This is a genomic window from Streptomyces sp. NPDC005791, assembly GCF_042871485.1.
GTDB lineage: Bacteria > Actinomycetota > Actinomycetes > Streptomycetales > Streptomycetaceae > Streptomyces.
Genome location: NZ_JBIAIP010000005.1, coordinates 220,844 through 238,546, shown reverse-complemented (window position 1 = coordinate 238,546; position 17,703 = coordinate 220,844). Strand labels below are relative to the sequence as shown.

Genomic DNA, 17,703 nt, shown 5'->3' with positions numbered 1-17,703 from the left:
TCACGGACGACGGCGCGGCGGCTCGCCGAAGAGATCGACGGCACCCCGGACGGCCCGGAGGCCCGGGGCCAGCGCGCTGACCGACCCGATGGCCCCCGCGATCAGGAGCAGCGAACGGCGCAGCCGGGGTATCTCGGGCCTTCCGCCGACCGCCATGGCGGCCAGCGCGGCCAGCTCCTCGTCGGCGATGCCCCGGTCCGGGAACTCGGTGGGAAGTACGGCCAGTTCGCGGCGGAGCCGTGAGACGGCCGCGCTCAGCTCCGTCACCCTCGGGTCCTCGTCGCTGCCGGCCAACCGCTCCTGCCCCACGCTTCGCAACAAAGCACTCCCCCTCGCACGTCACTGTGCCGGTCCGCAAGTCAACGCCATCCGAGGGAGCCTGCGCCACTGTGCGAACAAGAAACAGCGTACCTCCGGGGGGTGACAGCCCCGATGCCGATGCGCATGCCCCAGTGATATCCAGGGCACATGGCTCTCACACGAGGAACTCCCGTCATCGCCGGGGTGCTGCTCGCCGCAGGTGGCGGCCGTCGCCTCGGCGGCCGGCCGAAGGCCCTGCTGGAAGACCGGGGCAGCCCCCTGGTCGAGCACGCGGTACGGGTGCTGCGTGACGGCGGGTGCGATCCTGTCCATGTCGTGCTGGGCGCTGCGGACGAGGAGGTACGGGCCCTGGCGGACCTCTCGGCGTGCACGGTGACGGTGAACCCGTTCTGGGAGCAGGGCATGGGCTCCTCGCTCCGGGCCGGGTTGGCCTCCCTCGCCGGCGCGGACGCGGACGCGGCCCTGGTGCTCCTGGTCGACCAGCCGGGGATCGGGGCGGAGGCGGTGGCGCGGGTCCGCTCGGCGTACCGCTCCCGGACCGCTCTGGCGGCAGCCTCGTACGCCGGGGAGCGAGGTCATCCCGTGCTGTTCGGGTCCGACCGGTGGACGGACATCGCGGCCGGCGCGGTCGGTGACCAGGGGGCGCGGGCCTATCTGCGGGCGCACCGCGATGCGATCAGGCTCGTCGAGTGTTCCGATGTGGCTCAGGCGTACGACATCGACACGGCGGAGGATCTGAAACACCTGGAGTGAACGGACCGTGTCGGACCTGGCACTCCGCGCCACCACGGCGGCACGTCTGTCGACCCGGAGAGTCTCGATATCAACAAACCATTGAACTTCCACCATGAGGAAACTAATATCCACTGATCAGAAGCCCATGGTTCCGCTTCCGGTCCTCGGCGGTATGCATGGCCGTATCTCGGAGCCCTGGCACCCCGTGCCGTCCCGGGCGACCCGGCGGCCAAGGGATGCCGCCGCACCATCCGCTGAAGGAGTGACAGCTCATGTCCGCACCAGCGCCGTCCCCGCTGGCCATCGTCGATGCCGAGCCCCTGCCGAGGCAGGACGAGGTCCTGACCGATGCGGCCCTCGCGTTCGTGGCCGAGCTGCACCGGCGGTTCACGCCCCGGCGTGACGAGCTGCTCGCCCGCCGTGGCGAGCGCCGCGCCGAGATCGCCCGCACCTCCACGCTGGACTTCCTGCCGGAGACGGAAGCGGTCCGCGTGGACGACACCTGGAAGGTCGCCCCGGCTCCGGCCGCACTGGATGACCGCCGGGTGGAGATCACCGGTCCGACCGACCGCAAGATGACCATCAACGCCCTGAACTCGGGCGCCAAGGTATGGCTCGCCGACTTCGAGGACGCGTCCGCCCCCACGTGGGAGAACGTGATCACCGGCCAGCTCAACCTGATCGACGCCTACACCCGGAACATCGACTTCACCGACCCGAAGTCCGGCAAGTCATACGCCCTGAAGCCCGCCGAGGAGCTCGCGACCGTCGTCACACGCCCGCGCGGCTGGCACCTGGACGAGCGCCACCTGCAGCTCGACGGCAGGCCGGTGCCCGGCGCGCTGGTCGACTTCGGCCTCTACTTCTTCCACAACGCGCAGCGCCTGATCGACCTCGGCAAGGGCCCGTACTTCTACCTGCCGAAGACGGAGTCCCACCTGGAGGCCCGCCTCTGGAACGAGATCTTCGTGTTCGCCCAGGACTACGTCGGCATCCCGCAGGGAACGGTCCGCGCGACGGTCCTGATCGAGACGATCACCGCCGCCTACGAGATGGAGGAAATCCTCTACGCGCTCCGCGACCACGCCTCCGGACTGAACGCGGGCCGCTGGGACTACCTCTTCTCCATCGTGAAGAACTTCCGTGACGGCGGCTCGAAGTTCGTCCTGCCTGACCGCAACCTGGTCACGATGACCGCCCCGTTCATGCGGGCGTACACCGAACTCCTGGTGCGCACCTGCCACAAGCGCGGCGCGCACGCCATCGGAGGCATGGCTGCCTTCATCCCCTCGCGGCGCGACGCCGAGGTCAACAAGGTCGCCTTCGAGAAGGTCAAGGCCGACAAGGACCGCGAGGCGGGCGACGGCTTCGACGGCTCCTGGGTGGCCCACCCGGACCTCGTCCCGATCGCGATGGCCTCCTTCGACGCGGTCCTCGGCGCCAAGCCGAACCAGAAGGACCGTCTGCGCGAGGACGTCTCCGTGGCGGCGGGTGACCTGATCGCCATCGACACACTGGACGCGAAGCCCTCGTACGACGGCCTGCGCAACGCGGTCGCGGTCGGCATCCGCTACATCGAGGCCTGGCTTCGGGGCATGGGGGCTGTCGCCATCTTCAACCTGATGGAGGACGCGGCCACCGCCGAGATCTCGCGCTCGCAGATCTGGCAGTGGATCAACGCGGACGTGGTCTTCGAGAACGGCGAGCACGCCACGGCTGACCTGGCCCGCAAGGTCGCGGCCGAGGAACTGGCCGCGATCCGCGCGGAGATCGGCGAGGAGACCTTCGGGTCCGGCAAGTGGCAGCAGGCCCACGACCTGCTGCTCCAGGTCTCGCTGGACCAGGACTACGCGGATTTCCTGACGCTGCCGGCGTACGAGCAGCTGGGCTGACACCTCTCGTGTGCGCGAACGCCCCCGGTGCCGACGGCGCCGGGGGCGGCGTGTGTCGCGATGCGATCGGCTTCAGGAAGGCGTCAGGCCGACACATGTGAACCGATGTGCGCTCACCCCCATAGCCGACCTGCGGGTCGGCGGTGCAACCCCCACCACGAAAGCGCCGCACCCCGGAGTCACCGCACCGGGGTGCGGCGCTTCCTGCGTGCGGGGAGGTCGGCGCGGACCGCGAGTGCGAAGCACACGACGGTGCGCAGCAGCAGGACGTTCACAGCCGCCCCCAGCCCGCACGCCAGGGCGTGGCCGGCGTCGCCCGCGCCCCCGCCACCGTCGAACACGGCGGCGAGCGGGAGGAGGATGAAGGCGTACAGGATGTTCAGCCCCGGCTGGGACAGCCCGGACAGCAGCGAATCCACGGGGGTGGGGCCGTGTGCGCCGACGACGAGCCCGCCCGCCGCCATCGCGGAGACGTACACGACGGCTCCGATCCGGGCGGCACGGCGCCGGCGGTTACGTCTCATCGTGGGTCCTCCCGGGCATGGCACCTGCGGTGCGGTCAGCCGCCCCTGCGGCGCGACCGGCCATGCGCTCCATTATTGAACACGTTCATTTCTACTGACGCGCCGGCCCCGTGAGGGCGCGCACCGCCTCGTGGGCGGCGAACCCCGGTGGCGTCCCGCGAGCGGAGGAGCACCCGGCAGGTGACCGCCGGGACCGACCGGCGGTGCTCCCCGGGAAGGGCCGTGCCCGCTCATGGGCACGGGCCCGTGAGAGATGAGTGCGGCTACTCAGGCCTCCAGGCGCTCGCGCGGCCGACGATGGGGATCGGCGTAGTCGAACTCAGGAGACCGGACATGCTCAGCCGCCTCGCCCGAACTCTGGTGCCCGCCGTCGGCCGCCTCACCATCACAGCCGACGCGGGCGCCGCGTTCGCCCCCGGCAGCGTCATCGTGGCGAACCACACCTCGTTGGCCGACCCCGCCATCGTGCTCGCCGCGCTGCACAGCCTCGGGGCCCGTCCGGTCGTCATGGCGGCGGCCGGACTGTGGCGTGTCCCGGTGCTCGGCCACGCGCTCGCCCGCGAAGGGCACATCCCCGTCCACCGCGGCGACCGACGCGCGGCGAACGCCCTGGACGAAGCCGCGGAGGCGCTCGAACGCGGACGCCTGGTCCTGATCTACGCCGAGGGCGGCATCCCGCGCCGGGCGGACGCCGCGGAGGCGGCACCCGAAGCCTTCCGCAGCGGCCTGTCCCGGCTCGTCCGGCGTACCGGGGCGCCGGTGGTGCCCGTCGGTCAGGCCGGCGCCCGTCGGGTCACCTCGGGAAGCACGGCCAAGCAGCTCGCGGGGCTGTTCACGGCGCCGCTGCGCCGTCCGCACCTGCATGTTCACGTGGGAGAGCCCCTGAAGCTGACCGCGGACGGTGCCGCCCGGACCGAGCAGGCCCGCACAGCGGTGACCGCCGCCTGGCGCACGGCCGCCGCGCGGCTCGGAGAACCCGCCGCACTCGCCGCGTGAGCAGCCTCGCAGGCACCGTCGCCCCCGTCGACTCACCCGCCGGACGGGATGTCCACGTAGTCCTTGAACAGCAGCGACACGGTGTGCCGGTCGGACGGCCAGTTCGGCACCGCGATGGTCTCCTCCACGCCGGCTGTCCCGCGCATCGTCCGGGTGACCGGAATCGTTCCGCCTGCCTGGTCGTCGGCCGGCAGTGAGAGGTCGGTGGCCGTCAGGAACGGGACCCGGTCGAAGGGCGGCAGCGCCGCGTCGAGGTGGCTGACGCCGTCACACCCCTTGTCGAACACGAACAACCCGAGTATCTGGCGTAGTTGTGGGGAGACCGCCGGGTTGAGGACATCGGTCCCCGCGATGCGGAGCCTGTCGTCGTCCGCCGTCCCGGCCCGCCACTCACGTGCGCGGACGATGGTGAGTGCCGTCTGCGCGGAGCAGGCGTCGATGGAGTCCGCGACGCCCCCCGGTGGGGAGACCAGCAGGCGCACGAAGCGGTCGCCGCGCTCGAACGGTTCGAAGTAGAAGTGGCTGGTGCGCTCGCCGGGGCGGACGAACGCCAGCTCGTAGTGTCCGCGTCCGCTCACTCCGAGCGGGCCGAATGCACCGTCCGCGCCGGTCCGCACGACGTGCTGCGGAACAAGGCCCGCCCGGGCACCGGTGGCGGGGTCGAGCCTCCACACCTCCAGGCGGCCCGCAAGGCCCTTGTTCTGCGGGAAGTGCACGGCGCGGCCGGCGATCTCCACCGAGGCGGGCAGCTCGGGCAGCACCCGGGTGGTGAGCGGCGGCCGGTCACGGAGGAACGCGTAGATGTGGCCGAAGCTCTCGGCGGAGGTGGCGCTCTCCGTGTGTCCCGCCTGCGGCTCGTGGACGTTGACCGCTCCGCCGATCGAGCCGTTCGGCTGGAGGCTGCTCCAGATGGCGAGGGTGGGCACGCCGCCGGGCTGCGCCGCGGCCGTACGGCCGTCCAGGTTCACGTACTTGGCGACTTCTGCCGCCCTTTCCGGCACGGAGAGGTAGGCGTGCACCACCCGCGTACCGCGCGAATGGGCCAGGATGTCGACCTGCTGTGCGCCGGTGCGCGCCCGGACGGAGTCGACGAGGTCCTCCAGCCCGGCGATCGCGTGGTCGTCGGTCGCGACGGAGGTGTCGTACTCGTGGACGTACAGCAGGTCGTCGCGGTAGCCGTTGCTGGAGAACCGCTTGGCCTGGGACTGCCACTGCTGGGCCGAACCCTCCTGGCCGTGTACGAAGATCACGGGATTGACCGTGGTGCGCGGTGCGGTCGCCGCCTGCGTCGGGGTCGCCAGGGCCGCGACTGTTCCGACGAGTGCCAGAAACACCGCGAGCAGCGTGGCCCGGCCCGTCCGGGCCGACTGGGAACCGGTCATCGTGTCCTCCGAGTTGCCGTCGTCGGAGTCGGAAACTACGGCCGGTGGAGCCGGGCCCACCAGCCGCAGGACCGAGGGTGAGACAGCGGTCTCAGTCCTGCCCGGTGACGTTCAAGGTGTTTGCCGGAGTACGGCGCGGGCAGTGCGCTCGGCCAGGCCGAGGTCCGGCCGTCGGTTGCTCAACAGCTCGGCGTACAGGGCGGATTCGACGACCCGGACGTAGAGGTAGGCCAGATCGTCGATGCCGGAACGGGGCCAGAGCCGGTCCCTCTCCCCCGCTTCCAGCAGGATGCTCCGCTGGGCGAGGACGGCGCGCCGGTGGACGAGACCGCCGGTCAGCAGGCGTCGCGCCGTCTCGGGTTCGGCGCGCAGGAAGTCCCTGAAGGGGGCGGAGCCGCGCAGCGCGGTGACGAAGTACCGGGTGATCTCCAGGACGCCGTCCACGCCCGTACCCGTACGGCGGCGTCGCGCCCGGTCCAGAAGATGGTCCCCCAGCTCCCACAGCACATCGGCCAGGAGTCCGTCCCGACTGCCGACCACGCGGTAGAGGGTGGCCCGGCTGACCGCGAGGTCCTGGGCGAGTGCGTCCATGTCCACGGTGCCGTGCCGCAGGAAGAGCCCGCAGGCGCGGTGCACGACGTGACTTCGGGTGACCACCCGCCGGGAAGCGCGCGCGCCTCGCATGACCGACCGCCTCCTCCCCCGCACCTCCGCCGGGCCGGTACCTTAGCGCGCGGGCGGGGCCGGGGACGAGCAGTCGCCGGACGGCCGGCCGCCGGCCGGAAGGGCAGCCGGGCCGTGCCCGCCCCTCATCGCCCGTCCTCGCGTGCCCGCGCCATGGGCAGCAGCTTCCCGATGTCGGCGGGCAGCGCGGCTTCCAGCTTCTCCATCAGCTCGGGTGCGACCGCCGCGTCCAGGACCTCGAACACGGCGGCGGTCTGCTCCAGTGCGACCTCCTCGGACACTCCGGCCCGCCAGGCGACCCGGCCCGCGAACGCCGTGAGGTCGAAGCGCTCGCCATGTCCGCTGCGCTCCGGCTCATGGGCGGGCACTCCGGCCTCTCCGGCGCCGTCGGTCACCGATGCGGCCGGCGCCGACGGCAGCTGGGCGAACAGGTGCCCGGTGAGCCCGTCGGGCAGTCGTTCGGCCAGTGTCCGGAGCACCGCGCCGGTCACCCGCTCGGCGGCTTCCCTGCCGGACAACCGCGCCCGGGCCTGTACATTCCCGATCAGCTCCTCGTACTGCATGAAGCCATCCCCTTCGGTAGGCGCGGCGTACTCCGGGGGCGCTCACCGGGCACCCGTGATCCGACATCTAGCCCATAAAGGACATGTTACGTGTCCTGTGTCGTCGCCTGGCGCCTGAGCCGGGGCCCCGGCGAGGGGGCCGTCCGCGTGGAGCGGCTCGAACCAGCACGGAAGCCACCCGGGCGGAGAGATACTGATCGTGGCAGCCGCCTCGCCGCGCGCCGGCTCCGGGCAGGGGCCGGGGCGGCGGGGGCGCACCTCTGCCGATGCCTCCGAGGGGAGCCGGGCATGACCACGGCGAAAGACCTGTTCATCATCACCATGGCCCCGAAGCCGGACCACGCCGTGGGACAGGGTGACCTGTCGCTCGCACTCGCGGGAGCCGAGCTGATCGACCTCATCGGTGCGGGGGCCGTCACCGTGGACGGTGACCGCATCGTGCCGGGCGGGCCGCCGGCGCCGGACGATCGCCTCCTCGGCGAGGCCGCGGCGCTGCTCACTCGGCATACGCCTGGCGAGCGGATCGAGGACTGGCTGTGGCGCCGGGGCCGCGACCTCGCGGCCACATATCGGACCGCCCTTGAGGAGGACGGCGAGCTGACCCGGCAGCGGAGCGGCCGGCTGTCCTTCGGCTCGAAAGGCGTGGAACCGGTCGATACGCCCAGCCGCCGCCGGGCAGCCGGCCGCTGGGAGGTGAAGGAACCCGTCCTGGCCGCCCTCGCGCTGGCCGTGGGCATCGACGGCGGACGGTCGGACGACGACCCCGGGCTCGATGACGAGGCGGTGACGACCGTGGTGGCCGCCGTCCACGACGCGGTGATGGAGCTGGAGGCCGTACGCCAGAGGCGGACCATCGAGAACTCGGCCTTCGCCAACCTCTGGCGGGGACCGTGAGCAGGTTGCGCCGGACGCCCCGCCCGGGTCAGCCGTGCAGGACCACCGTGCGTTGGGCGGAGAAGTCGCCCCACGTCCCGTCGGGGAGCTTGGGCCGGATCTTGAGTGAGTAGCGGGTGCCGGGCGGGTCGGTCAGGGTGAGCCGGTACGTCGCGCGGCCGGTGGGCGGTGTACCGCCCCAGACGATCGTGGTGGTCAGCTTCCCGTCCAGGAACAGCTGGTACGCGGGAATCGTGCCGCCGGTGTCAGGCTGGTCCCAGGAGAGGTCGACCAGAAACTCTGCGCCCCGCGCCGTCGTCTTCGCTTTCAGCCCGGTGGGCGCGGTGCTGTCGGGTGCGCCCGGGGCGGACGGGGTGGTGAGGTCGAGCGCGCCGCTGTCCGGGGAGGAGCGGTCGGCGGCGTCACGGGCACGGACGGTGAAGGTGTAGACGGTGCCGGGCCGCAGCCCGGTGAGCCGGGCGGTCGTCCGCGTGCCGGGGACGCTGTGGATCCTGGAGTCCTCCTGGTAGATGTCGTACGAGGTCACTCCCACGTCGTCCGTGGAGCCGCCCCAGGACAGGGTGACCGTCCGGGCGTCGGCCGCCTCACCCCGCAGTTCCGTCGGTCCGGTCGGCGCTTCCTCGTCGCCGGGGGCGGCGGCGGGCGTGGTGACGGGGACGGCGGCACTCGGGGCGGAGAGGTTACCCGCGGCGTCGCGGGCGCGGACGGTGAAGGTGTACGCGGTGGAAGCGGCCAGACCGTCGACGTCGGTCATCAGCTTCGCCGCGTCCACCGTGGCGACCTTCCTCCCTCCACGGTGGACCTCGTAGGCGGTGACCCTCCCGTCGTCGGAGGCACGCTCCCACATGACGTGTACGGAGGTGGCGCTGCCGGCCTGCGCCGTCACCCCTGCGGGGGCTGTCGGCTTCTCGGCGTCCGCTTCCGCAGGCCCGCCACATGCGGTGAGCGCGGCGAGGAGCAACCCGGCGGAGCAGGCCGACGCGGTGCGTGCGTGGGGGCGTTGCACGGTGATGCCTTCCGTCCGACAGCAATGGTCCAGACCTATATGCCATGCGGGCGGGGGCCACGACAAGAGGGCGGATCGGAACGTTCCGCGATGTCCGCGATGAGTTTCCTGCCCGGCAGCGGTCTCAAGAGCATGGACACGCACAACGGAACCGCGCCCGGCATCGACCTCCGACCGGCGGCGCACCAGATCCAGGAGCTGCTCGGCTCCCTCGACGACCGGCAGCTGGCCGGCCCGACACCCTGCCCCGACTACGCCGTGCGGGAGCTGCTCGGGCATCTGATGGGGCTTGCCGTCGCTTTCCGCGACGCCGGGTACAAGAAGCTGGGCCCGACGACCGACACCTCCCCGACATCGGCCACGCCGGTGCTCCCCGCCGACTGGCGCGAGACGCTGCCACCCCTGCTGGACGAGCTCGTCACGGCATGGCGGTCCCCGGCCGCGCTCGAAGGCATGACCAGGGCCGGCGGCGTGGACCTGCCCGGCCGGATCGCCGGGGCGATCGCCAGGAACGAGCTGGTCGTGCACGGCTGGGACCTGGCCAGAGCGACCGGACAGGAATTCCGGGCGGACGAGGCGAGCCTGCGTTCGTCGGAGGCGATGCTGGCACCCGGGGACGACGACAGGTCCGGCCCCGACGCGATCTTCGGTCCTCCGGTCCCGGTCCCGGCCGGCGCACCGCTGGTCGACCGGGTGATCGCGCTGAGCGGGCGCCGGCCCGACTGGCAGCCGGGCGACTGAGAGGTGACGGTCGATGTCTGGACTCCGGGCCGGGCGGGCCACCGAGTCACTCCCGGCCCGCGTGTACGGGCGACGTCGGCCCCCCGGCCCGGTGCGTTCCCTGGCAGGACGTGCGCGGCGCCGGACGGCACGGGCAGCAGTCCCGCCGCGGGCGGGCCGTTCAGCTGGTGAAGAACTCGGTGATCTGCTGGGCCACCTGGTCCGCGTACTTCTTGTGCACCTGGTGGCCGCCGCCCAGGGTGATCAGCCGGCAGTCGGGGATGAGCGAGGCCATGTCGGCCAGCCGCTCCTGCGGCATACCGCTCTCGGGGCCACCGGCGATCATCAGGGTCGGAGCGACGATCTGGCCCAGCTCCTCCTCCCAGCGGGGATCGGGCTCGGCGATCTGGCCCCGGACGGCCTCCAGGACGTTCTCGTCGTAGTCGACCGGGCCGATGGGGCGGCTGTCGTCGGCCGACTGGCCCGGGAACGGCGGCGGTGTCTCGACCAGCACCAGCCGCTCCACCCGGTCCGCGTGCTCCTCGGCCAGCAGATAGGCGATCACTCCGCCCATCGAGTGGCCCACGAGGCCGACCCGGTCGAGATCGCAGGCGTCGAGGAATTCCAGGACGTCGTCCCGCATCTGCTCGAAGCCGTACTCGTCGGGCCAGTCGCTCTCGCCGTGACCGCGCAGATCGATGGCGTACACCCGCCATTCCTCGCCGAGGAGGGTGCCCACCGCCTCCCAGCTCAGGGACGAGCCACCGAGGCCGTGCAAGAGGACGACGGGTGAGCCGAAGGGGTCGCCCCAGGTCCTGTACGCCAGCCGCACTTCGCCGACGTCCACAACAGACTGATCTTCCATATCGTGCACGCTACAGGCGCCGGGCCCCCCGTCGGCACCGCCCCCGGCCTGGCACGCTTGGGGCGTGAAGCACAGACGTCCCGCCCTCGCCGCCACACTGGCCCTCGTCCTGGCCGGCTGTTCAGGGTCCGGTTCCGGCTCCCCCGAGAAGGGGCTCGGCGACCCCGCGAAGAAGGACATCGCCATGCGGCTGGTGTCCAGCGCGGAGAACTCCACACTGGACTGGAAGGCGCAGTACGGCTACATCGAGGACATCGGCGACGGCCGGGGCTACACCGCCGGCATCATCGGATTCTGCTCCGGCACCGGAGACCTGCTGAAAGTGGTCGAGCGCTACACGGCCAAGCGCCCGGGCAACGCGCTCGGGGAGTTCCTGCCGGCGCTGCGAGCGGTGAACGGCGGCGACTCGCACGAGGGGCTCGGCGGTGCCTTCACGAAAGCCTGGGCGAAGGCGGCGGCCGATCCGGTGTTCCGGTCGTCGCAGGACGCGGAGCGGGACCGCGCGTACTTCGATCCGGCGGTCGGGCGCGCCGAGGCCGACGGGCTCGGTGCGCTGGGGCAGTTCATCTACTACGACGCCTACGTGATGCACGGGTACGCCGACGCCGAGGGTACGGTCGGCTTCCGGACGATGCGCGCGCGGGCGGTGGCCGAGACCGAGCCGCCGTCCGAGGGCGGTGACGAGGAGGCGTACCTGAACGCCTTCCTGGACGCCCGGGTGGCCGCGCTCCGCGAGGAGCCCTCGCACCGTGACACCAGCCGGGTGGAGACCGCGCAGCGCGTCTTCGTACGCCAGGGGAAACTGTGGCTGGAGACCCCGCTGGTGTGGAAGGTCTACGGGGAGAGCTTCCGCATCGACGCGGGCTGAAGAACTCCGTGCACGAGGGTTACCGCACGCACCGACCCCTGGTAGGAAAGTTTCCTAACAGAACGTCGGAACGACGAACTCCTGATGGAGGTCCGGTGCATCACCCCCACGACAGCACCTCACGTCGCACCACCCGATTCGCCCGTACCGTCGGACTCGCCGCGCTGGCCCTCGGGCTGACGTTCACGGCGGTACCGGCCATCGCCCACGCCGGGCCCCCCGACCCGCCGCTGGACTGGCAGGTCTACGGCGACAGCTACCACATCGGCTGACACCACCGCGCTCGTGCGCGTACGGGCCCCGCTACGGCCCCGTACGCGCACGGGGCCCGTCAGTGGGCGACGGGCACGGCCATCGGGTCCTTCGGCACTTCGCTGTCCACGGCTTCCGTGTCCGCTTCCGCGTCCGGCGTCCGGCCCCAGTGGTTGAAGGCCAGGTTCAGCACGATCGCCACCACGCAGCCGGTGGAGATGCCCGAGTCCAGGACGACGAGGAGGTCCTCGGGGAAGGCGTGGTAGAAGCCCGGCGCGGCGATCGGGATGAGGCCGACACCGACGGCCGCCGCGACGATCAAGGCGTTCTCGCCCTTCTCCAGGGCGGCGGTGGCCAGCGTCTGGACGCCGCTCGCGGCGACCGATCCGAACAGCACGATGCCGGCGCCGCCGAGGACCGGAAGCGGTACGAGGGCGATGACGGACGCGGCCACCGGCACCAGCCCCAGCAGCACCAGGATGCCCCCGCCGGCGGCGACGACGAACCGGCTGCGGACCTTGGTCATGGCGACCAGCCCGATGTTCTGGGCGAACGCACTGCACATGAAACCGTTGAAGAGCGGACTGACGGCGCTTCCCAGGGCGTCGGCGCGCAGTCCGCCCTCGATGGTCCGCTCGTCCGCCGGGCGGCCGACGATCTTCCCGAGGGCCAGCATGTCGGCGGTGGACTCGGTCATGCAGACCAGCATCACGATGCACATCGAGACGATGGCGGCGATCTCGAACTGCGGCGCGCCGAAGTGGAACGGCGTCGGGAAGCCGACCACGTCGGCGTCGCCCAGGGCCCCGAAGTCGGTGATGCCGGCGGGGATCGCGATGAGTGTGCCGATGACCAGGCCGAGCAGGATGGCGATCTGCTGGAGGAAGCCCCGCAGCAGTTTGCGCAGGGCCAGCACGATCACGAGGGTGACGGCGGCCATCGTGATGTTCGTCATCGAGCCGTAGTCGTCGGCGGTCGCGTTGCCGCCCTGCGACCAGTTGAAGGCGACCGGCAGCAGCGAGACGCCGATCAGCGTGATGACGGTGCCGGTGACGACGGGCGGGAAGAACCGCACCAGTTTGCAGAAGTACGGGGCGAGGAGGAAGCCGAGGAGACCGGCGACGATGATCGCGCCGAAGATGACGGCGATGCCGTCGTGCCCGCGGTCCTTGCCTATCGCGATCATCGGGGTCACCCCGGCGAACGAGACACCGTTGACGAACGGCAGCCGGGCACCGATGCGCCAGAAGCCGAGGGTCTGGAGCAGGGTCGCTATCCCCGCGGTGAAGAGGCTCGCTCCCATGAGGAAGGCGGTCTCCTTGGCGCTGAGGCCCACGGCGGGCCCCACGATCATGGGCGGGGCCACCACGCCCGCGTACATCGCGGCCACGTGCTGCAGACCGCTGGTGAACATCCTGAGGGGCGGGAGCGTCTCGTCGACCGGGTGCTTCCGGTCCGGTTCTCCTTCTCCCGTGCTTGCTGCGACTGCGTCTGCGTCGACTGCGTTCTTACGAAACCTGGGCGTAGCTGCCACGGCTTCCTCCGGTCGGGTACACGTCGGGCGACGTGGGTGTCAGGGAGGTGGTGCTGAGTGGTGCGTTGGTACAGGTCGTGCAGCTGGTGCGGGCAGCTTCGTGCTCACCTGTGCGGGTGCGCGTACGGGACGTACGCGCACCCGCACGGGCTGCCGTGAACCTGATGGGTCCACGGCGGCCGGCCGAGGGCCGTCCCCCTCGGCCGGCCTGTCAGGGGGTACGGAGCGTCAGGCTCCGGCGGCGATCTGTGCCAGGCGCCTGGCTTCGTCGCGGGTCGCGCGGGCGATGGCGTCCTCGTCCACGGTGGTGAGGCGGTTGTCCTCGACGACGGTTCTGCCGTTGACCAGGGAGAGGGTGACGGGTGCCGCGGCACCGAAGACCAGGGCGGTCACGGGGTCCGCGATGGAGGCGTGGGCCAGGGTGTCCAGCTTCCACAGCACGAGGTCGGCGAGCTTCCCCGGTTCCAGGGAGCCGATCTCCGCGGCCCGGCCGAGGACTTGCGCACCGCCGTAGGTGCCCAGGCGCAGCGCCTGGCGCGCGTCGAGGGCCTTCTCGCGGTGGGCGCCGAGGCGGTTGATGAGGAGTGCGTTGCGCAGTTCGGTGTGGAGTTCACCGGACTCGTTGGACGCGGTGCCGTCGACGCCGAGCCCGACCGGGACACCGGCGGCCAGCATGTCGGGGACCCGGGCGATGCCTGCGGCGAGGCGGGCGTTGGAGGAAGGACAGTGCGCGACGCCGGTGCCGGTGCGGGCGAAAGCGGCGATGTCGGAGTCGTTCATGTGCACGCAGTGCGCCATCCACACGTCGTCACCGAGCCAGCCGGTCGACTCGAAGTAGTCGGTCGGGCCCATCCCGAACAGCTCCTTGCAGAACTGCTCCTCCTCGACGGTCTCCGAGCCGTGGGTGTGCAGCCGCACACCACGCCGGCGAGCCAGCTCGGCGCCTTGTCGCAGGAGTTCGGTGGAGACGGAGAAGGGTGAGCACGGTGCGACCGCGATCTGTGTCATCGCGTCGAAGGAGGTGTCGTGGTGCTCGTCGACGCTCGCCTCGGTGGCGGCGAGCGCTCCGTCGAGGGTCTCCACCGCGAAGTCCGGCGGCAGCCCGCCGTCCTTCTCGCTGCGGTCCATGGAGCCGCGGGCGAGGGTGAAGCGTACGCCCATGTCACGGGCGGCGCCGATGATGGCGCCGGAGAGGTCGCCGGAACCGCGGGGGTGGACGTAGTGGTGGTCCATGGCGGTGGTGACACCGCCGCGGGCCATCATCGCGAGCGAGCCCTGGGCGGCGGCGCGGACCATCGGTTCGTCGATGCGCGCCCATGTCGGGTACAGCGCGACCAGCCAGTCGAAGAGGTTGTGGTCGGTCGCCAGGCCCCGGGTGATCCACTGGTAGAAGTGGTGGTGGGTGTTGACGAGGCCGGGGGTGACGAGGTGCCCGGTGCCGTCGACGCGGCGTACGACGTCTTCGAGGTTCGCCGGTGCCCTGCCCGCACCGACGGACTCGATGCGGTTGTCCGCCACGACGACGTACCCGGAGGCGTACTCGGTGTCGTGGGCGTCGACGGTCGCGATCGAACAGTTCTCGATGACGATGCGTCGTGTGGTCCTTGGATCCGCCGAAGCTGCCATGGTGCTTCCCTCTTCTGTCTCTGGCGATGTGGGCACGGCAGGACCCTAGGAGGATTTGAGTGCCACAGCGTTACGGCTGTGGGTGCCGAGATGGTGGAAGAACAGGTTGAGCAGGACCGCGACGAGCGCTCCCGCACTGATCCCGGAGCCGAGTACGGTCTGTGCCCAGGACGGGAATCCGGCGTAGAAGGCGGGTGCGGCGAGGGGGATGATGCCCGCGCCGAGTGCCACCGCCACGAGGATGATGTTGGAGCTGTCGTCGAGCCCCGCCTCGGACAGGGTCCGGATGCCGCTCACCGCGATCGAGCCGAACAGGACGATGCCGGCGCCGCCGAGCACGGGCATCGGGACGAGCGAGACGACCGCTCCCAGCACGGGGAAGGCACCCAGGACCAACAGGGCGCCGCCGGCCGCGGCGACGACGTAGCGGCTGCGCACCCTTGTCAGCGACACCACACCGACGTTCTGGGCGAAGGCACTGGTCGGGAAACCGCCGAAGACGGGGCCCAGGAGTGTGGCGATGCCGTCGGTGCGCAGACCGCGGGTGATGGTGGCGCCGTCGGTACGCCGGTCGCAGATCTCGCCGAGTGCCAGCATTCCGGCGGACGACTCCGTCATCAGGACCAGCATCACGATGCACAGGGAGAGGATCGCGGCGGGCTGGAATTCGGGCGGCCCGAAGGCGAAGGGCGTGGGAAGCGCGGCGACGGGTGCGGAGCCGAGTGCGGAGAAGTCGGCGAGCCCGAACGGAATGGCGGCCAGTGTGCCGACGAACATTCCTGCCAGCAGCGCCACTTGCTTGACGAAGCCGCGTCCGAAGCGCTGGATCAGCAGGATGACGACCAGGGTGAAGGCGGCCAGCGCGAGATACTTCATGGCGCCGAAGTCGGCGGCTTCGGCGTCGCCGCCCTGGGCCCAGCCGACCGGTACGGGCATCAGCGTGACCCCGATGAGGGTGATCACGACCCCGGTGACGAGCGGCGGGAAGAAGCGCAGCAGCCTCCCGAAGAACGGGCCGACCGCCAGACAGAAGACGCCTGCGACGAGTACCGCGCCGTAGATCGCGGGGAGTTGACGGCCCGGGGCGCTGGTCTCGGCGATGGCGAGCATCGGCGCGATGCCGGCCGACGACGCGGCGTTGACGAAGGGCAGCCGGTTGCCGGCGAAGCGTCCGGCGCCGATGGTCTGCAGGAGGGTGGCGAGTCCCGCGATCAGGAGACTCGCCGCGATCAGACGGGTCATACCGGCCGCGTCGAGCCCGACGGCCTGCCCGATGATGAGCGGAGGGGTGACGACGCCCGCGTACATGGCGGCGATGTGCTGGAGCGCGGCGGGGACGAGCCGCGAGGGCGGGAGCTTTTCGTCCACCGGGTGAACTGCCGTGCCGGCAGCGGTCGGTGGTGTGGTACATGGGCCTTTCGCCGGCCCCCTTGCAGGCTGTGCCATGGGATGTTCCCTCCGGGATGACCGGCCCCCGCCCGCGGCGGGACGGGGGCCGGTTCAGCACCGCGTCAGAGGTTGGTCATGTCGACCGGGATCTTCGGCTCGACGCCGTCCCGCAGCACCGTCGCCTCGATGAGGCCGTACGGGCGGTCGGCGGCGAAGTAGACCTCGTTGTCGTTCTTGAGGCCGAAGGGCTCCAAGTCCACAAGGAAATGGTGGTTGTTCGGCAGCGAGAAACGGATCTCGTCGATCTCGCTGCGGTTGTTGATGATGCGCGAACCCATCTGGTACAGGGTCTGCTGGAGCGAGAGGGAGTACGTCTCGGCGAAAGCCTGGAGCATGTGCGTGCGCGTCTGCTCGTAGGACTTCTCCCAGTTCGGCATGCGCTGCGCGTCGTCGGTCCAGTTGTACCGCCACCTGGCGGAGACGTCGGTCGCCAGGATGCGGTCGTACGCCTCCTTCAGCGTCGTGTACTTGTCCTTGACGTAGCCCCAGAACTCCGAGTTGGTGGAGTTCATGACGCTGAGGTCCTTGAGGCCGGAGATGACCTCCCACTTCTCACCGTCGTAGGTGATCTGGGAGGTGCGCGTCTCCTGGCCCTTGCGGACGAAGGAGTGCTTGACCTCGTCGGCGCCGATGAACTTCGAGTTGCCGTCGGAGGTCGCTATGCGCTCCCAGGCGTACTCCTCGATCCTGATCCTGGCCACCTTGATCGGCTCCTGCGAGGAGACGAAGTGCCGGGCCAGGTGGATGCCGAACTGTTCGGCGGACTCGATGCCGTGCTCCTTGGCGAAGGCGAACACCGTGTTCTTGGTGGTGTCGGTCGGCAGGACGTTGGCGTTGGAACCGGAGTAGTGGACGTCGTCCATGTCGCCGGAGAGGGCGACCGAGACGTTGAGGTCCTTGATGTGGTGGGTGTCGCCGTCCCGCGTGATCCTGACGACGCGGTTCTCTGCTTTGCCGTACTGGTTCTGGCCGAGAATCGTGGGCATGTTGTCTGCTAGCTCCCTCGGTAAACGGAGTAGCCGAACGGGTTGAGCAGCAGCGGTACGTGATAGTGCTCGCCCGGGGTGACGGAGAACGTGATCGCCACCTCCGGGAAGAACGCGCCGCTGTCCCTTACGCGGGGGGCGTCCTGCTGCGCCTCGGCTTGCTTCTTCGTCGCGGTGAAGTACGACTCGGTGTCGAAGACGAGCCGTACGTGGGTGGTTCCTTCCGGCAGGGCCGGCAGGTCTTTGCAGCGCCCGTCCGCGTCGGTCACGGATCCGCCGAGCGTCACGTAGTCCGCGCCCGTGCCGCTGCGTGCGGCGAGCGAGACGGTGACGGCCCCGGCTGGGCGGCCGACGCTGGTGTCCAGGATGTGGGTGGACACCGAGGCGGTGGTGTCGGTGCTCAAGA

General features: G+C 70.8%; 19 protein-coding genes. 7 read left to right on the top strand and 12 right to left on the bottom strand.

Annotated elements, in window-relative coordinates; genetic code table 11:
* On the bottom strand, window positions 1–321 hold the full coding sequence (locus ACFYSH_RS12675; protein WP_359467955.1) for a DUF5955 family protein: 321 nt from the start codon (window positions 319–321) through the stop codon (window positions 1–3).
* Between the two features lie 147 nt (window positions 322–468).
* On the opposite strand from ACFYSH_RS12675, the gene ACFYSH_RS12670 reads away from it, so the two are divergent.
* Window positions 469–1,074: an NTP transferase domain-containing protein gene (locus tag ACFYSH_RS12670; protein WP_388752205.1), complete on the top strand. Its 606-nt coding sequence runs from the start codon at window positions 469–471 to the stop codon at window positions 1,072–1,074.
* Window positions 1,075–1,328: 254 nt separating this feature from the next.
* On the top strand, window positions 1,329–2,948 hold the full coding sequence (gene aceB, locus ACFYSH_RS12665; RefSeq protein ID WP_388752203.1) for a malate synthase A: 1,620 nt from the start codon (window positions 1,329–1,331) through the stop codon (window positions 2,946–2,948).
* 179 nt (window positions 2,949–3,127) lie between these two features.
* Here aceB and ACFYSH_RS12660 read toward each other — a convergent pair whose 3' ends face one another.
* Window positions 3,128–3,472: a hypothetical protein gene (locus ACFYSH_RS12660; protein ID WP_359467964.1), complete on the bottom strand. Its 345-nt coding sequence runs from the start codon at window positions 3,470–3,472 to the stop codon at window positions 3,128–3,130.
* 333 nt (window positions 3,473–3,805) lie between these two features.
* Here ACFYSH_RS12660 and ACFYSH_RS12655 point away from each other — a divergent pair, with 333 nt between their 5' ends.
* Window positions 3,806–4,468, top strand: coding sequence for a lysophospholipid acyltransferase family protein (locus ACFYSH_RS12655; RefSeq protein ID WP_359467967.1), 663 nt, complete (start codon window positions 3,806–3,808; stop codon window positions 4,466–4,468).
* A 32-nt stretch (window positions 4,469–4,500) separates the two neighbouring features.
* Here the strand turns inward: ACFYSH_RS12655 and ACFYSH_RS12650 are convergent, their stop codons facing one another.
* The 3 genes from ACFYSH_RS12650 to ACFYSH_RS12640 form a co-directional block, all read right to left on the bottom strand.
* Window positions 4,501–5,850 (bottom strand): hypothetical protein, encoded by a 1,350-nt coding sequence (locus ACFYSH_RS12650; RefSeq protein ID WP_388752201.1) that lies wholly within the window; start codon window positions 5,848–5,850, stop codon window positions 4,501–4,503.
* A gap of 111 nt (window positions 5,851–5,961) precedes the next feature.
* On the bottom strand, window positions 5,962–6,534 hold the full coding sequence (locus tag ACFYSH_RS12645) for a QsdR family transcriptional regulator (protein ID WP_388752199.1): 573 nt from the start codon (window positions 6,532–6,534) through the stop codon (window positions 5,962–5,964).
* 125 nt (window positions 6,535–6,659) lie between these two features.
* The gene (locus ACFYSH_RS12640) at window positions 6,660–7,097 is read right to left on the bottom strand and encodes a DUF2267 domain-containing protein (protein WP_388752197.1); all 438 of its coding nucleotides are present in this window, start codon (window positions 7,095–7,097) and stop codon (window positions 6,660–6,662) included.
* 288 nt (window positions 7,098–7,385) lie between these two features.
* Here ACFYSH_RS12640 and ACFYSH_RS12635 point away from each other — a divergent pair, with 288 nt between their 5' ends.
* Complete coding sequence (locus ACFYSH_RS12635) at window positions 7,386–7,991, top strand: GPP34 family phosphoprotein (protein WP_388752195.1); 606 nt, start codon at window positions 7,386–7,388, stop codon at window positions 7,989–7,991.
* 28 nt (window positions 7,992–8,019) lie between these two features.
* Here ACFYSH_RS12635 and ACFYSH_RS12630 read toward each other — a convergent pair whose 3' ends face one another.
* The gene (locus tag ACFYSH_RS12630; protein ID WP_388752194.1) at window positions 8,020–8,997 is read right to left on the bottom strand and encodes a fibronectin type III domain-containing protein; all 978 of its coding nucleotides are present in this window, start codon (window positions 8,995–8,997) and stop codon (window positions 8,020–8,022) included.
* A gap of 132 nt (window positions 8,998–9,129) precedes the next feature.
* Here ACFYSH_RS12630 and ACFYSH_RS12625 point away from each other — a divergent pair, with 132 nt between their 5' ends.
* Window positions 9,130–9,738, top strand: a complete 609-nt coding sequence (locus ACFYSH_RS12625; RefSeq protein ID WP_359468276.1) for a TIGR03086 family metal-binding protein — start codon at window positions 9,130–9,132, stop codon at window positions 9,736–9,738.
* A gap of 160 nt (window positions 9,739–9,898) precedes the next feature.
* Here ACFYSH_RS12625 and ACFYSH_RS12620 read toward each other — a convergent pair whose 3' ends face one another.
* Window positions 9,899–10,582: an alpha/beta fold hydrolase gene (locus tag ACFYSH_RS12620; protein WP_388752192.1), complete on the bottom strand. Its 684-nt coding sequence runs from the start codon at window positions 10,580–10,582 to the stop codon at window positions 9,899–9,901.
* A gap of 64 nt (window positions 10,583–10,646) precedes the next feature.
* Here ACFYSH_RS12620 and ACFYSH_RS12615 point away from each other — a divergent pair, with 64 nt between their 5' ends.
* On the top strand, window positions 10,647–11,450 hold the full coding sequence (locus ACFYSH_RS12615) for a chitosanase (protein WP_388752190.1): 804 nt from the start codon (window positions 10,647–10,649) through the stop codon (window positions 11,448–11,450).
* A gap of 95 nt (window positions 11,451–11,545) precedes the next feature.
* Entirely contained in the window at window positions 11,546–11,722 is a 177-nt protein-coding gene (locus tag ACFYSH_RS12610) for a hypothetical protein (protein ID WP_359467986.1), read from the top strand.
* A 59-nt stretch (window positions 11,723–11,781) separates the two neighbouring features.
* On the opposite strand, the gene ACFYSH_RS12605 is transcribed toward ACFYSH_RS12610, so the two are convergent.
* From ACFYSH_RS12605 to uraH, 5 genes are all read right to left on the bottom strand, one after another.
* Window positions 11,782–13,236 carry a nucleobase:cation symporter-2 family protein gene (locus tag ACFYSH_RS12605; RefSeq protein ID WP_388752188.1) on the bottom strand — a complete coding sequence of 485 codons (1,455 nt, stop codon included), beginning with the start codon at window positions 13,234–13,236 and terminating at the stop codon, window positions 11,782–11,784.
* A 228-nt stretch (window positions 13,237–13,464) separates the two neighbouring features.
* The gene (locus ACFYSH_RS12600) at window positions 13,465–14,862 is read right to left on the bottom strand and encodes an 8-oxoguanine deaminase (RefSeq protein WP_388752186.1); all 1,398 of its coding nucleotides are present in this window, start codon (window positions 14,860–14,862) and stop codon (window positions 13,465–13,467) included.
* A gap of 45 nt (window positions 14,863–14,907) precedes the next feature.
* On the bottom strand, window positions 14,908–16,308 hold the full coding sequence (locus ACFYSH_RS12595; RefSeq protein ID WP_388752184.1) for a nucleobase:cation symporter-2 family protein: 1,401 nt from the start codon (window positions 16,306–16,308) through the stop codon (window positions 14,908–14,910).
* Window positions 16,309–16,373: 65 nt separating this feature from the next.
* Entirely contained in the window at window positions 16,374–17,297 is a 924-nt protein-coding gene (pucL, locus tag ACFYSH_RS12590; protein WP_359467998.1) for a factor-independent urate hydroxylase, read from the bottom strand.
* Between the two features lie 8 nt (window positions 17,298–17,305).
* Window positions 17,306–17,701 (bottom strand): hydroxyisourate hydrolase, encoded by a 396-nt coding sequence (gene uraH / locus ACFYSH_RS12585; RefSeq protein WP_359468001.1) that lies wholly within the window; start codon window positions 17,699–17,701, stop codon window positions 17,306–17,308.
* Between the last annotated feature and the right edge of the window lie 2 nt (window positions 17,702–17,703).